The sequence below is a fragment of the Pseudovibrio sp. W64 genome (assembly GCF_001623145.1).
Taxonomy (GTDB): domain Bacteria; phylum Pseudomonadota; class Alphaproteobacteria; order Rhizobiales; family Stappiaceae; genus Pseudovibrio.
Genome location: NZ_LMCI01000001.1, coordinates 50,745 through 65,850, shown reverse-complemented (window position 1 = coordinate 65,850; position 15,106 = coordinate 50,745). Strand labels below are relative to the sequence as shown.

Annotated in this window: 12 protein-coding genes; 7 read left to right on the top strand and 5 right to left on the bottom strand. The window is 49.7% G+C overall.

Annotated elements, in window-relative coordinates; translation table 11 throughout:
• The 3 genes from PsW64_RS00345 to PsW64_RS00335 form a co-directional block, all read right to left on the bottom strand.
• Positions 1-363 (bottom strand): hypothetical protein, encoded by a 363-nt coding sequence (locus PsW64_RS00345; protein WP_063295652.1) that lies wholly within the window; start codon positions 361-363, stop codon positions 1-3.
• Positions 364-510: 147 nt separating this feature from the next.
• Positions 511-2,223: a sodium:solute symporter family transporter gene (locus PsW64_RS00340; RefSeq protein ID WP_063302337.1), complete on the bottom strand. Its 1,713-nt coding sequence runs from the start codon at positions 2,221-2,223 to the stop codon at positions 511-513.
• Positions 2,220-2,516 carry a hypothetical protein gene (locus tag PsW64_RS00335; protein WP_208980478.1) on the bottom strand — a complete coding sequence of 99 codons (297 nt, stop codon included), beginning with the start codon at positions 2,514-2,516 and terminating at the stop codon, positions 2,220-2,222. Before PsW64_RS00335 ends, PsW64_RS00340 begins: the two co-directional genes overlap by 4 nt.
• A gap of 473 nt (positions 2,517-2,989) precedes the next feature.
• Between PsW64_RS00335 and PsW64_RS00330 the strand changes: the two genes are divergently transcribed.
• Positions 2,990-3,664 (top strand): response regulator, encoded by a 675-nt coding sequence (locus tag PsW64_RS00330; RefSeq protein ID WP_014284470.1) that lies wholly within the window; start codon positions 2,990-2,992, stop codon positions 3,662-3,664.
• 84 nt (positions 3,665-3,748) lie between these two features.
• Here the strand turns inward: PsW64_RS00330 and PsW64_RS00325 are convergent, their stop codons facing one another.
• The gene (locus PsW64_RS00325) at positions 3,749-7,282 is read right to left on the bottom strand and encodes a PAS domain-containing hybrid sensor histidine kinase/response regulator (RefSeq protein ID WP_208980477.1); all 3,534 of its coding nucleotides are present in this window, start codon (positions 7,280-7,282) and stop codon (positions 3,749-3,751) included.
• A gap of 160 nt (positions 7,283-7,442) precedes the next feature.
• Between PsW64_RS00325 and PsW64_RS00320 the strand changes: the two genes are divergently transcribed.
• The 5 genes from PsW64_RS00320 to PsW64_RS00300 all read left to right on the top strand — a co-directional run bounded on the left by PsW64_RS00320 (position 7,443) and on the right by PsW64_RS00300 (position 11,926).
• Entirely contained in the window at positions 7,443-8,168 is a 726-nt protein-coding gene (locus PsW64_RS00320) for a hypothetical protein (protein WP_063302336.1), read from the top strand.
• Positions 8,169-8,701: 533 nt separating this feature from the next.
• Complete coding sequence (locus PsW64_RS00315) at positions 8,702-9,808, top strand: two-component system sensor histidine kinase NtrB (protein ID WP_063302335.1); 1,107 nt, start codon at positions 8,702-8,704, stop codon at positions 9,806-9,808.
• A 52-nt stretch (positions 9,809-9,860) separates the two neighbouring features.
• Positions 9,861-10,463 carry a response regulator transcription factor gene (locus PsW64_RS00310; protein ID WP_181952038.1) on the top strand — a complete coding sequence of 201 codons (603 nt, stop codon included), beginning with the start codon at positions 9,861-9,863 and terminating at the stop codon, positions 10,461-10,463.
• A gap of 172 nt (positions 10,464-10,635) precedes the next feature.
• Positions 10,636-10,971 carry a response regulator gene (locus PsW64_RS00305; RefSeq protein WP_063302334.1) on the top strand — a complete coding sequence of 112 codons (336 nt, stop codon included), beginning with the start codon at positions 10,636-10,638 and terminating at the stop codon, positions 10,969-10,971.
• A 235-nt stretch (positions 10,972-11,206) separates the two neighbouring features.
• Positions 11,207-11,926 (top strand): Crp/Fnr family transcriptional regulator, encoded by a 720-nt coding sequence (locus PsW64_RS00300; protein ID WP_063287338.1) that lies wholly within the window; start codon positions 11,207-11,209, stop codon positions 11,924-11,926.
• Positions 11,927-12,077: 151 nt separating this feature from the next.
• Here the strand turns inward: PsW64_RS00300 and hemN are convergent, their stop codons facing one another.
• Positions 12,078-13,427, bottom strand: a complete 1,350-nt coding sequence (hemN, locus tag PsW64_RS00295; protein ID WP_063302333.1) for an oxygen-independent coproporphyrinogen III oxidase — start codon at positions 13,425-13,427, stop codon at positions 12,078-12,080.
• Between the two features lie 215 nt (positions 13,428-13,642).
• Here hemN and PsW64_RS00290 point away from each other — a divergent pair, with 215 nt between their 5' ends.
• Positions 13,643-14,755, top strand: coding sequence for an AbrB family transcriptional regulator (locus PsW64_RS00290; protein ID WP_063302332.1), 1,113 nt, complete (start codon positions 13,643-13,645; stop codon positions 14,753-14,755).
• Positions 14,756-15,106 lie beyond the last annotated feature (351 nt).

Below are 15,106 nucleotides of genomic sequence, written 5' to 3'. Positions count from 1 at the left end.
TCAGTCAGAAATACTAGCTACAACGCTGACGAACCAGAGCCCCAGAGCAACAACCATCGCCCGCTTGGAATACTCATGATAGGCGGTGCGTAGCGCGTCGCTTTGCATTCTGTTTGGGTCTTGCCCGCTGCTGTCCTGTCCCTTGATCAAGGCCCACGCATCATCGCCGTCATGCTTACCGTTTGGCATAATCCAGGCTTTGTAAACAAGAACAGCACTCAGAGTGATTGCAAGCATAGCGCCTGTACGGAAAGAACTTGCCGGATCAAAGCTGAGCGCTGCCATAATCAGGAGCACGCCGAGGCAATAAAATCCGCAGATACGAGCAACACTGGCACGGGCAGCACGTTGTAAAGCGTCCATAGGTTTCTCCTAGGCTTCTATTGGAGATAAACTATAGACGCAGCTCTATTGAATTCGACTTAGCGGAAGTTGTAAATTTGAATCGGCGTAAATGGACTACAAACGACGGTCAGTGCTTGTAAGAGTTTACTTACAACTTTCTGAAAATTACATCTTAATCTCTATGAGTTCTTCTGGTTCATCCTTGTCAGAAGTGTCAGGTAGATCTATCGAGAGGTCTCGTTCGCCTGGTTGCTCCAATAAACTTGCCAGATAAAAATGACGCTCATCCTCGGAAAAAGTAACGTAGGAGAATGAAATTCCGACGGCAAATCCTAAGAACACACCGAGCAATCCGCCCATCTCAGCAGGAAAACCAAACCAGAAGCCGGTGGAACCACTGGTCACGGCAAGAGCGTAAAACAGGGTTGCCAAGCTACCTGAGAGCATCGTGCTGTATGCCGCTGTCGCGTGAAACCTACTCCACCAGCATGAAAGCACAAGTACAGGAAAGAAGGCTGCCGCTGCAAGAGAGAGCGACAATGTCAGCATATCCAAAAACAACAAGCTCTCGCTATAGGCAAGATAGGTGACAAAGGCACAGATCACCAGAACCACAACACGTGCCAGCACGATTTTCTGATTGAGTGAGGCACGTGGCAACACCAAAGCCTCAACGAGATCTCGCGAAACGCTTGTTGAAAGCGCCATCAAGAGTGCAGAACTTGCAGCAAGTGCGGCTGCAACAATCCCAGACCTGATCAGCGCCGCAATGAGACCGCTTTGATGGCCCTGATCAAGTGCATTCGGCCCAAGCAGGTTCTGAAGCCGTTCATCCGCCAGCAACAGGAAATAGGCCGACCCAACAACCATCAAAAGCAAAAGGAAAGAAAGAGAATATCCGGCAGCGCGACGAGCAGATGCTGAACTTCCTGTTCCCTGAAACTTGCTGAGAAGGTGAGGAAGGCTAGCCATGCCAATAGCAAAGAAGAGAGCTGTGCCAATCAACGGCCAGAGACCGCCAGCATATGGCCCTTGCATCAAGAACCAGCCGATACTTGTATTCTCAATATCAATGATCGCGGCGAGTTGCTCTGTGAGCGAAGTACTGACAACATTGGTGAAACCAACATTCTCGGAAACCATAGGTGAGGTTAGCTGGTCTAAACCAAGTAGGATGACTGGCGAAAGGCAGGCAAACACCATCAGCACACCTTGCAGAGCCTGTGTCCACACAGCTCCGCTGATACCACCAAGCACAACAGAAATGAGCAACACCATTGAAAAGAGCAGAATGCCCGTCGTTGAGGTCGCGTTGAGAGATGTTGCCAGAACCTGACCACCAATCAGCATCTCAGTGCACAGGAGAGGAATACCAACGAGAACAACCAGACCACTGGCAATCAACCGCACCAAATTGCTCTGTAAACGAACACCCAGAAACTCCGGAACCGTCGCCGAACCAAACTTCCTGAGAGGAGAGGCAAAGAGCACTGCACATAAGACAAGACTGCTCACCCATCCTAAAACAATTGGGAAGCTGATGTATTCTGGCAAGAAAACCACACAGAGGAACAGGGGAAAGAAGCTGCCACCAACAAAGCACGCAGCTAAGGTCACACCCGTCAAACCTGCTGGCACATTCTTACCACCCCAATGATACTCAGAGAGCTTCATCGTCCGCGCCAGAATACCCACCATGGCAAATACCAGCAACGGCAGCAAAGCCATCAACGCTTCGATGAGCACGACAACAACGCCCGCTTTTTCCATAACGGCGAGTAGACCGGTCAGCAAAAAGAGTGCGAGCGTGAACAGACAAAGTGCAAGCGTAAGACCTTTGTATTGTGAAGGATGAGGATCGAGGCTGGAGAGTGTCATGATGTGCTCCCCTGCTGCTGAGAAGAGCCTGTGTTGCTTTCATCAAGCCTGTCTTGTGCGCCGCAAAACCACGAGATCAGGATACTGGCGACAAAAAACAGGAGGCATCCCCACACATAACTGTTTGATAGAGAACCCAAAAGCCCACTCAACTCATTTTGAGGCGCATTTGGATCAGAGCCGGGTGCTCCATAATAGACAGCGATGCCAAAGAAGATGAGCCAGAGAATGAGCGTTGCAGCCATGAGTGCACGTGTTTTGGTCCAATAGGCGACTCTATTTGGTGTACGCACTCCCACCTCCAGTAATGATTACCCAACGTATACATACTCTACAGTCCCCTAAGCGAACCGCTAGACTAAAATTCTACTACCTAATACTAATCCCCAATCCTCGAAGTTCAAAAAACAGAAAAACGCAGGATTTGGGAGACCCATACTTTGGGAGCAACTCTTGAGTTCTATGCATGCCTTCTTGCAATATCTTAATGATTACTGACGGTTTTGTGGTAAAAGTGCGTGAGATGAGTGAAAACAATCAACTTCATGCTTGCCAGCACCTCCCTGTTTCGCATAATGCTTTTGTATAGGGGGATGCGACCGATTGAGACTCTAAGGAGTTCTAAGGTTGTAAAATATCTATCGTGGCGTTTTGGGAGAGCTGCGAAAATCTCGTTCAAGCTCCCAAGGCGTCGAAAACTGTACATCTGATGATCTTATTTCGACGAGACGGATCGAAGGTCATTAGAGGCAGTCCACGACAAGAAATGGAGGAGCACAGCGTGCACAACGCGGTCCACCGCTTTATTATCGCTGATGACCACCCGCTGTTCCGTGGTGCAATGCGTCAAACAATCGAGAAACAGTTCGCATCGGTAAAGATTATCGAGGCTGGGAGCCTTGATGAAGTCACCGCTGCTCTCGATCGGGAGGAAGACGTAGACATGATCCTTCTGGATCTGTCCATGCCGGGCATGCGAGGGTTCTCTGGATTAATGTACTTGCGTGCTCAATATGTGGGTGTGCCAATTGTTGTCGTTTCCGGAACAGAAGATCCGACTACAATTCGCAGTGCCATTGAGTTTGGTGCGTCCGGGTATATTCCAAAGTCACTTGGTATTGATGTTATTCAGGATGGTGTTTCAGTAGTTCTGGAGGGAGGCGTTTGGATTCCACCAGACATTGACCTGAACACCGTTGATGAAGCAACCAAAATGGCTCAGCGTCTGGCCTCTTTGACACCGCAGCAAGTGCGCGTGTTGATGATGCTTTCGCAAGGTTTGCTGAACAAGCAGATCGCCTATGAATTGTCTGTATCGGAAGCGACTGTAAAAGCGCATGTTTCTGCTATTTTGCAGAAGCTTGGCGTTGAAAGTCGGACACAGGCAGTCATTGCAGCGGCAAAGATCGAAGCAGGTCAGTGGCAAAGCATTGCTGGCTAGGGATTCTTCGAGTTGATCTACGAAAAAAGGCGCTCTTTGGAGCGCCTTTTTTGTTGGCAACGCAAATGTGCCACCCATGAAAGATCATGTGTCTCCTAGAGCTGCCTTACACCGCATCAGGTGTGCTCGGAGTACCGCTGGCTTCAGCGGCTTATGGATCATCTCCATATCTTTGTCAGAGGCCTCTGTTCGCACTTCTGCCGTTCTGTCTGCCGTAATAAGCATGGCAGGGAAGTGCACGCCAAACTTCCAACGCAGGTGAACAACGGCTTCAATGCCAGTCCCCTGATCCAGATGGTAATCTGCCAGAATGATGTCTGGTTGCGTCTTACTGGCATAGATTGCCTTGGCAGCATCCTGCGCATTTGGAGCCGTCAGCACGTTACATTTCCATGTACGCAACAAAGACTCCATACCCTCCAGAATCTGCGGTTCATTATCGATAGCCAGCACATTGAGACCAGCCAGCTGACTGACGATAGCACTAGGCTGAGCTTGTTTTGCAGCAACCGGTACGCTCATAGCTTCTTTAATGGCAAGAGAGAAGCGAGAGCCTTTCCCATCCTGAGACTTGAGTGCCACGTTGAGCGCCAACACCTTACTAATGCGTTCTACGATAGAAAGGCCCAGCCCAAGCCCGGAGGCAATGCGTGCGCCATCATCAAGGCGGCGGAATTCCTTGAAAATCAGCTCCTGCTGCTTTTCTGGAATGCCGATCCCACTGTCGTAGACCTCAATATTTGTCATATTGTTCTTCGTCTTGCGAACACCAACTACGACGCCACCTTTTGTGGTGTACTTCAACCCATTCGAAATGAGGTTCTGCAGCAAACGCCGCAAAAGACGTCGATCTGAGCGCACACAAACATCTGTGCTGCGGATTGTGAGCTTGAGCCCTTTTTCCTTGGCAATTGGAGTAAACTCTACGCGTAATGGATTGAGAATATCATCAAGGCGGAATGTCGAAATCTCTGCCTTGAACGCTCGGGTATCCAGACGGGAAATATCGAGTACAGCACCAATGATCTCTTCTACAGACTCCAGCGATGCCTCGATATTGCTAACCAGTTTGCGGTCTTCCGGGTCTCCGTCCATGAAACGATCAGTCAAGGTAGAAGAATAAAGTCGTGCTGCATTCAACGGCTGTAAAATGTCATGGCTTGCAGCAGCCAGGAACCGCGTTTTGTCCTGATAAGCCAGCTCAGCCGTCTTCTTGGCAGTCTCGAGCTGCTCATTCACCTTCGTCAGCTCTTCGGTCCGGTCGCGAACCCGCTGCTCCAAATTCTCATTGGCGCGGGCAAGAGCTTCCTCTGCAAAAACACGCTCAGTAATATCAGTGTAACTGGTAACTAGGCCACCATAGGGCATTGGGCTGGTGCGCACTTCCAGCACCGTTCCAGTGCTGACCAGGTGCTCCTGATAGGTCTCTTGGCGATTGATGAAGTTGTGCATGCGCAGGCCGACAATCTCGTCAACGTCGCCATCACCAAACTCGCCTGCCTCTGCAATATGGCGGATCATCTCTTCAAGCGAAGTGCCAACTTGTCCAAATTTGGCCGGCAACATCAGCATTTCGCGATACTGCCGATTCCAGCAGATCAGGCGCAAGTCCTTGTCATAAACGGAGATACCCTGCCGCACTTGGTCCAGCGCGATCTGCAAAAGATCGCGGTTATATTGGATGGCCTCGGTCGCATCATCCAGCAGTTTGATGGCTTCCTGAGTGCCCGGGTCCCGCCGTTTGAGCAGAAGAGAAAGCACCAGTCGTGCGGATGCTGATCCGATTGCACTGGCAAGCAGTTGCTCGGAAAAACGCAGGATCACGGCATCGGCTTCTTCGCTGCTGTCAATCGTGATGCGATGCTCCGCAGCATAAGTATCAAAGGAGCGCTGTGTCCGCTCTTCTCCAACATAACGAGAAATCGTTGCTTGTAGATCTCCGATCGTCACTGTTGTCCGCAGTTTCCGCAGGGCAGGGGCCTGTGCAATCCCAGTGGGCACAAAAGTGTTGGCCTGAATGCGCTCAATCGCAGTCGGTTGCCGCGTGAGCGAGAAGACCACGTAAAACAGCAGTCCTGACAAAAGGCTCCAGAGCACACCGTGCACAAACGGATCCATATCAAGGTAAAGCAATGCTTCAGGCTTCAGGAACCCTATGCCGAACGGGCCGTTACTAAGGATGTTTGAGCCAAAGATACTCTCCCGCGCAAAGACAGGAAGCAGTAGCGTGTAGAACCAGACTGCAAATCCAGCCGTCATACTGGCAATTGCGCCGCGCGCCGTCGCTCTGCGCCAGATTAAGCCGCCGATAAAGGCAGGAGCGAACTGTGCAATTGCTGCAAAAGAAAGAAGGCCGATGCTCGAAAGAGCCGCGCTATCACCCGCAACGCGATAGTAGACATAACTTCCCAGAATGACGAGGAAGATCGACATGCGCCGAATGCCCAGTACCAGCTGGCTCATGTCTTCGCCTGAAGTCGAAATGATCTCGTCTTCACTACGCCGACGCAGAATAATCGGCATCACCAGATCGTTGGAAACCATGATGGAAAGCGCAACGGTGGTCACAATCACCATGGCTGTTGCTGCAGAAAGACCACCAATAAACACCAGCAGGGTCAACCAGTCAGCATCATAAGCACGAGGCAGCGCCAGCACGAACATGTCCGGGTCGACCGTGTTGCCCAAAATAGTCATACCTGCAAGGGCAATGGGCACGACGAACAGATTGATAGCGATCAGGTAACTTGGAAACAGCCATGTCGCCCGTTTCAACTCAGCTTCACTGTTGTATTCCGTCACAGTCACATGGAACTGGCGCGGCAGAAGCACAATCGAGAATAAAGACAGGAGCGTGATAACTGCCCACTTGCTGGCATTGATATTCGTGAACAGGTCCTGTGAGCTGTTGGTGTTAGCAAAGGAAGCGTGCAGGAGATCCCATGGCCCATCAAACAGCATGAAGGTAACCCAAATGCCGATCGCAAGAAAAGCAACGAGCTTAACAACAGCTTCAGTCGCGATGGATAGCATCAAGCCTTCTTGGTGCTCTGTTGCATCAATATGGCGGGTGCCGAATAACCACGTAAACACAGCCATGAAAATGGCGATCATCAGTGTCTCATCACCAAAGATCGAAATCTCCGCATCATCAAGCGACAATAAGGGATGCAGCACAATCGTGCCGACAGACAGATCCAGCGCCTTCAGTTGAAGGGCGATGTAGGGGATCATGCCGATAAAGGCGATCAATGTGACAATCGCGCCAACCATAGGGTTTTTGCCATACCTAGCGGCAATAAAGTCGGCAACGGAAGTAATCTTTTCTGCCTTCGCAAGTTGGATCACCCGCAGGATCAGCGGAAACCCAAAAGCGAACACGAGGATAGGCCCGAGGTAAATGGCAATAAACTCGAAACCATTTCTCGAAGCAGATCCGACAGATCCAAAAAATGTCCATGATGTACAGTAAACGGAGAGTGAGAGGGCATAGATGAGTGGCCGCCCTCTTGTCTTTTTAACGCGGTTCTTGGCGACTTTGTCACCGTAACTCGCGATAACAAATAAGAGCAGTATATATGCCAAAGCGACAAGGACTACGATCCAACCTTGAAGCATGCTTCCCCCGCCGGACTGGTAGGTCCGTTACTTCCATTAAGTGTTTTTTGTCTCTCAATGTTGCACAGTTGACCGATCTTTTGTGAAAGGCAAGAGTTCAATACGAGTTATTGCGTCTTTGTAACCGTAGATTTTTCCGACCGCGACGAAAGGCTATGAGTTGGGACAACAACGCAATTCTACCAAAGAGAACCTGCTAGGTGCCTTTGAAAATATCGAGAATGTATCTCTCGACAGTCCAAGCTGGCTGAAGCGCATCTATGCTTTCTTCTTTTATAGATCCGACTTGGATACCCTTGTTAAGTTAAAGGGGTATCTTGGGCGCAGTGCGGCGTATCTGACTTATAAGAATGTGCAGGAATACTCCCGCTCTCGGGCTGGTGTTCATTGGAAGACACTGCTTGATGAGGACGATTTTCAGCAGGCTCTAGAAGTCTCCCGCTGGAGCTCCTTCTCCATCACTGTGGAGCTCGTGGGCGAAATGGCTCTCATTGTGTTGCGGCAAAAAACGAGAATGGACCCGCAGGATCTTGCTGGCATGATCGGGCAACTGCTCAAGGAAATCTTGGTTGAGCATCAGGAAGCTTCCGTTTGCTCTGCGCAGGAATGGAATGCCTTAGCTCAGAACATGTCGACCAAAATGCGTACGGATGCTTTAGTGCCAGCCCGCAGTGTTGCAGACATTGCGGCTACACAGGTCTCGAAGATCTTTTGTAGCCTACCGGTTCACAAACGTTTGCATGGTCATGATGAGCTGTTGCTTCTCAACGGATTGCGTTTGAATCTTTTGCAACTACAGCATGAGTTTTCAATACGTGCCAACTTCAAAGCACTTACAGAACTGGCACAAAACCATCAGATCCGATCTCCTGACCCCGATTTGTGAGTGCGAAGTAAAATTTCAATCGCCGCACACGACTCAAGGAGGGGGCTTCGATACCGGGCGAAAAGAGCCTGAAACGTTGTGCTACGGTGGAAAACCTGGGCTCAGAGTATGATATATCCTGCGACATATACGCGCCGTATAGGTGAACACGCTTACTACTTTTGGTTTACTCTACTTAGTCTTATTCCAAATTACGCAATGATTTTGCGTTGCGACCCGAAACTCGTAAAATAATATTTTACATAAACTAACCTAAGGGTTCTCTGGGTTTTACAATAGATAAATGCATTATCTAGCGTGAGGGCAGCCTCGCTTCCGATGTCTTCAAACTCTAGATTTACACGCTCAGGTTTAGAGAACGCTCGTCTCCTACATAAGATATCAATGAATTAGCGGGAATTAATCGTTAAATCAGTCGCAGGCTAGGTGATTGACCTAGCTCAGGCCATGGGATAGCTGATTAGTCAAAATACCCATCTAGATGCCCGTTTAGATAAGCGTACGGGTGCGCCTACAACAACTAGGAAACTACTATGGTCTCCTCTTCATGCTTGCACAGTGTTCTGGATACAGCCGTTAATGGCATCATTGTCATTGATGATAACGGAACGATCCTGATCTATAACCGTGCTTGCGAGAACATGTTTGGCTACAAGAGCGCCGAAGTCGTTGGCAAGAATGTCAACACACTGATGCCGAGCGCCACTGCTAAGCAGCATGACCAGTTCATTCGGAACTATCTGAAATCCGGAGACCCGAAAGTTGTCGGCATTGGCCGCGAAGTCGTCGGTCGCCATAAAGACGGAACCGAAATTCCAATAGAGCTGTCCGTTGGCGAAGCTCAGACAGAAAGCGGTCATCAGTTCATTGGCGTCCTGAAAGATCTTCGGGCAACCAAGGAGTATGAAGAACGCCTTCGTGTGCTGCAATCTAACCTGGTGACGATGACCCGCGTGAACGCGCTGGACGAAATGGGCGCTGCGATTGCTCACGAGGTTAATCAGCCACTCACTGCTCTGATGCTCTTTCTGCAAACGGCAGCGCGCCGTGCAAGAGCTGCCGATCAGCCTGATGATCCTATGATCAGCCTGATGGATAAGGCTGTGGTGGAGGCTGAACGTGCTGGTCAGATCATCCAGCGAATGCGTAACTTTGTCGAACGACAGGCTCCGCAATGCATCGGAACCGGTCTTGCAACACTCATTGATGATTGCCTCGAGCTCGTTCGGGTAGGGCACGAAGCGGATGATGTCGAGTTCATCTCTACTTTCGTGGACTATAACTACCAGCTTGAGTTGGACTCCGTACAAATACAACAGATTCTTGTAAACTTGATCCGAAATGCAGGCGAAGCCGTAAAGGATCAACCTGTTAAGCAAGTAGTTGTTTCTGTCGAACGTGACGATGACAATGTGTTTGTTAAGGTTATGGACACCGGACCAGGGCTGGATGAGGAAGCAGTGTCGCACCTTTTCAAGGCCTTTACTGGGACAAAGCGGCGCGGTTTAGGTATTGGACTTGCGATTTCTCGGAGTATAGCCCAAAACCATGGTGGCGATTTACTTGTTGAGCCATATGAGGAAGGTAAAGGTGCAACCTTCACTTTGAGGCTCCCGGTAAACTCAAAAGCAACAAGCTAAGCTGAAGCTGTTGTTTAGAACAACAAGAATAAGGACCTGAGCAATCATGACCATGCCGTCTGTGATCCATATTGTTGACGATGACCCAGCGGTTCGCGACGCGCTTTCTCTGCTGTTTGAAACAGAAGGGTTTCGCGTAAAATCCTTTGCGAATGCTGAAGAGTTTCTTGGTGGGGTAGAAGAAGAAACACCGAACTGTGTTCTTCTTGACGTTCATATGCCAGGACGTTCAGGCATTGATATTCTGAAAAGCCTGAATGGTGAGAACTTCCCTGCACCAATCTTTATCATTTCCGGTCAGGGCGATATCCCAATGGCTGTTGAAGCGATCAAATCAGGCGCTTACGACTTCATTGAAAAGCCATTTGACGTTGAATCCATCATCTCTCGTGTGCGTGAAGCTGTTTCCAGAAATGCACAGGCGAGTGGTGCAAACACACTGACATTCCCTGGCGCAGAAACTTTGACACCACGCGAACGCCAGGTGTTGACTGAGATCACTGCTGGTTCCTCCAACAAGGAAGCTGGTAGAAACCTCAAGATCTCTCCACGTACTGTTGAAGTTCACCGCGCGCGCATCATGGAAAAACTTGGTGCACGTAATGCTGCGGATCTCGTCCGCATCGTCCTCACGGGTGAGCCACCAGCTGCTTGATGTAGCGCAACTTCATAGGGAATGACTGGCTATACTTTCGGCCAATCTTGTTATTCCCGAGTGTTACTACGCATTACAAGACCCCGGCGCTTGGTTATGGTGACTGGTGAGACAAAGTGCTGCACCTTTGTGCTTTGTCTCATGAGCTACGAGAACAACGCTGGGGTTTGTTGTGATCTATATTGTCGAAGATGATGTATCTGTGCGAGATGCAATTGCCAGGATGTTTGAGAGCCTCGAACTCTCATGCGCCGCTTTTGCAGATGGAGAATCGTTTCTCTCAGATGCTTCACCTCGTATAGATGACACTGTCTTTGTTGATCTGCATCTTCCCGGATTGGCGGGATCTGATCTGATTGAGAAGGTTGCTGCTTTGGATGAGGCGCCACAAATTGTCGCAATCAGCGGCCAGCCTCTCTGGAAGATCACGCGAGATTTGCCAAAAATCACCACAACGCCTGTTGTTCGTAAGCCATTGAAAGAACAGGATTTATTGATGTACGTGTAAACTTGATCTAACGCAAAATTTCGATTGTTTCAGATCAAATTACTAAGATATGAACCTGCTCCATAAGTTTTAATGCGTATTTTGACGTTGCATTCTAATCAGTAAATCTGCATCAACAGGTCAGGCAAGCAATGACGGATGTTTGCCATGGCCAAGCGGCATTTAGAGAATAGACGAATAGTTCTCGCTACTTGCCCAGGCACGATGTTTGCGGAGATATCCGCGAGGAGGGATTATGGTATCGGCCACATTGACAAAGCTTAGCGACCTTGATGGCCAGGCACCATTCAACGGTTGTCAGGAAAACTTCAAGCAGCCAGAAGCCGCGGGAAAGCATCTTGGTCGTAAACAGCGTTTGTCTGCGCATGACGTGCTTTTCTATGAAGGTGATAAGGCAGAGCGTCTCTATGAAGTCGTGCGTGGGGTTATGATGCTCTACAAGCTGCTTCCGGACGGACGTCGCCAGGTGGTCTATATTCTGCGTGAAGGCGATATGCTCGGTTTCTCTAACCGTGACTTCTTTGACTGCACGGCTGAAGCGCTGACCGAAGTTGAGCTGCAGGTTTTCGAAAGCCGCGAGATCTCTACTTCTCCGATGATGCAGCACTATGTAAATCGTTGCTTGCTCTCCCAGATGGAGATCCTTCACGAACACACAGTTCTGCTGGGCCGTAAATCCGCACTGGAGCGCGTTTCTACCTTTCTGATGAGCTTGGTGCCAAACCGTGGTGGACACGGCTGCTCGGGCCCGAATGAAGAGGGTCGACCAGATACCAAGACTGTTGCTCTGTCCATGACCCGTCAGGAAATTGCCGACTATCTAGGCCTGACCATTGAAACCGTAAGCCGCGTGATTTCTCAGTTGAAGCGCCGCGGCCTGATCAAGGTTGAAAAACAGGACAGCATCCACATCACCAACATTTGTGGCATCTGTCAGCTGACTGGTATGCACTAAGAAGCTCACTTCTAGAGCAAAGATGTCCTGATAAGGCATCCGCAGTACATGAATGAAACAGGCGCTGAAAACTCAGCGCCTTTTTTGTTGTCTGGACAAAAGAAAAGCGGCCCATAAAGGCCGCTTCTTTCATCTTTGGATCAGATCGGGATTAAACCGCGACAGAGTGCCGTGCTTGCTGAGTTGCAAGGTAAGTATCAAACGCCGCTGCCACGACGCGAACATAGCGTCGGCCTGCATCTGTCACTGTAACAACCGTTCCCTCAAGGGTCGCAACGCCATCATCGATCATTGCCTGCATCTCAGCTGGAATGCTGTCAAACTCACTGACGGGCAATCCGTGCTTTTCTGCTGTGGCTGCGTAATCGACCTCATAGTAGGTCATCAGCTGCATGATGATTTCAGCACGGCACAGATCAACCTGATCAACGGCAATGCCTTTCTTGATCGGCAGTACATCATCAATAACCATACGCTCCCATTCGCGAGCTGATGGTGTCGTTTGCACATAGCCCTGTGGCAAGAAGCCGATGGAGCTGCAACCGAAGCCGATCAAAGTATCAGCAGTGTCGGTGGTGTAGCCTTGGAAGTTCCGGCGTAGGCGGCCTTCCTTCAAGGCGATTGCCATTTCGTCTGTTGGCAGAGCAAAGTGGTCAAGACCGATCACTTCATAGCCAGCATCGACAAGAGCATCGCGAGAAACGTCTGAAAGGCGAATGCGCTCATTCGCGCCCGGCAGGTTCTCTTCCTTGATCAACTGCTGGTGCTTCTTGAACCAAGGCACGTGCGCGTAACCGAACAGAGCAACACGGCCCGGCGCAAGTTCTTTGGTGTACTCAACTGTCTCGCGAATTGTCTGCTCAGATTGTCCCGGCAACCCATACATCAAATCAAAATTGATATCGTTCAATCCAACATTGCGAAGAGCGGTAACAGCCTTCATCACTGTTTTGTAGGGCTGAATGCGGCCAATCTGTTTCTGAACGTCTTCATCAAAGTCCTGAACGCCCAAGCTGGTCCGTGTGATGCCAGCCATCTTAAGTGTCTCGGCCAGATAATCACCAACGGTTCTCGGATCGAGCTCGATCGCGTGCTCAATGTCCTCGGAGAAAACGAAGTTGTCCTTCAGCTTTTCGACAATCTTCAGAAATGCTTCGCGCGGAACGAGGCTTGGTGTGCCGCCACCCCAATGGATGTGGTGCACCAGACGGCCTGTACCAAGGCGCTTCAGCACAAGGTCAATCTCTTTGAGCATCAACTCCACATACGCAAGCACCGGCGCCATCTTGCGTGTCGCCTTGGTGTTACATCCGCAGTAATGGCACATTTCCTGACAAAACGGCACATGCAGATAAAGCGACAAAGGAGTGTCATGAGGAATACTCTCCAGCCAGTCACCATAGAGAGACGGCGTCACAGCTTCACTGAAGTGAGGAGCTGTTGGATAGGAGGTATAACGGGGTACGTTCAAGGACGCATATTTTTGCTCTAGATCGGTCATGACGCTACCATACGCAAATGGACTAATTGAACTTTGATCCCTGTCAACAACACTGAGTTTTTAAAAAACTCAAGTCCCTTCAAGCAATTCGTGGCTGTTTGCGAACAGTTCTAAACTCTCTGATTGAAATTATATATTGATTGGTTCTATCAAGATTGATCATATGAATTGTGATTTGTACTTCTTGTGTCGTGACGACATGAGGAGGTAAAGCCGTGAGCGGAAAAGACATTCTGAGTTTAGTTGGAGTTCTTGCGCTTGGAGGGGCAGGAGCTGCTGTCTTTGAACTGCTTTCTCTTCCTGCTGGTTTTCTGGCAGGGCCTATGGTTGTCTTGGTTCTGGCGAAATCTCTTTCTATACCTTTGATCGCTAATCAGGATTTCACGTTTCCTAAGCATCTAACCTCCACAAATTCCATATTTATCGGAGCTGCAATGGGGACTGCTGTCTCTCCAGATTTCTGGGAGGGGGCCTCTTTGTGGCCTTTGTCGATGTTAGCACTGGGTGCTGTTGTCGGTGGCATCACCTCAGCGGTCTACCTTTACGCTTACAAAAAATGCAAATGGGGTAGGGATGAGGCATTCTTCGCAGGTTTGCCGGGCGCACTGGGAATGACCGCTGCGCTCGCCTTGGAGAGGGGAGCGCCCATGGACCGAATTATGATTGTCCAGCTCGTGCGCCTCTTCCTTTTGATTGCTGTTCTGCCTTTGATTGTCACAAATATGGTCGATTCAAATGGGGCAGCCGACGTTATAACTAGAGATGTCGAAGTGGCGTTCAGTCCAACGGTTGCAGTTGAACTCATAGCTGCTCTTCTGGTCTGCACGATCTTTGCAGTGCTGGCCTTAAGGCTGAAGGCACCTGCTGGACTGCTCACCGGGGCATTCTTTGCCAGTGCTGCCCTTAACTCAACGGGGATTTTAGAGTTTAACTTACCTGCTTGGCTTGCCATACCTTGCTACGTAATCATGGGAACCAATGTAGGCCTCTATATTGGGAAGATGGAACTCAGTACCCTAAAGCCCATGCTTGGCACGTCTCTTGTGGTGTTTGCGATCAGTCTGTCAGTTGCGCTAACGGGCGCGCTGGTGACGTCTTGGGCTCTGGACATCTCATTCGATAAGGTTTTTCTGGCCTTTGCTCCCGGAGGTATGGAAGCAATGCTTCTTATATCGATCCTGCTGGACATTGATCCGGTGTTCGTTGCCACCCACCAGTTAGCTCGCTTTATGGGACTTTTAGCGTTCATGCCGGTTGTGACCAGATACGTGCTGGGGCCAACCTCCGCGCAAAAAACAGATCCCACGGAAAATTCGGTTGCGACCTAGGTCGAGTTTCGCTGCGAGAGTTTGGTGCGCTGCGGTATGGAATTGAGAACTGATCTAGCTAATCATGATTCTATGTATGCGTGCCGCCTCCGCTTCACCTATCAAATTACGCTAACTTTCTCAGGAACCAGTGAAACTCGCTTCAAGCTGCGCCAAAACAACGCATCTTACCCTAAATTCATGTAATATATGACGAAAACCCAATAATGGGGGGTGTAGTTGCGAATTAGAGTAATTTTATTTTTTTTGTTCGAGTTCTTTTTGACATGTATCAAGGGCGGGGCAATTTGCCACCCATAGAACTACGCTCAGGTAGTCCTATCTGGACGAACTTGTTTACTTTATATGGGG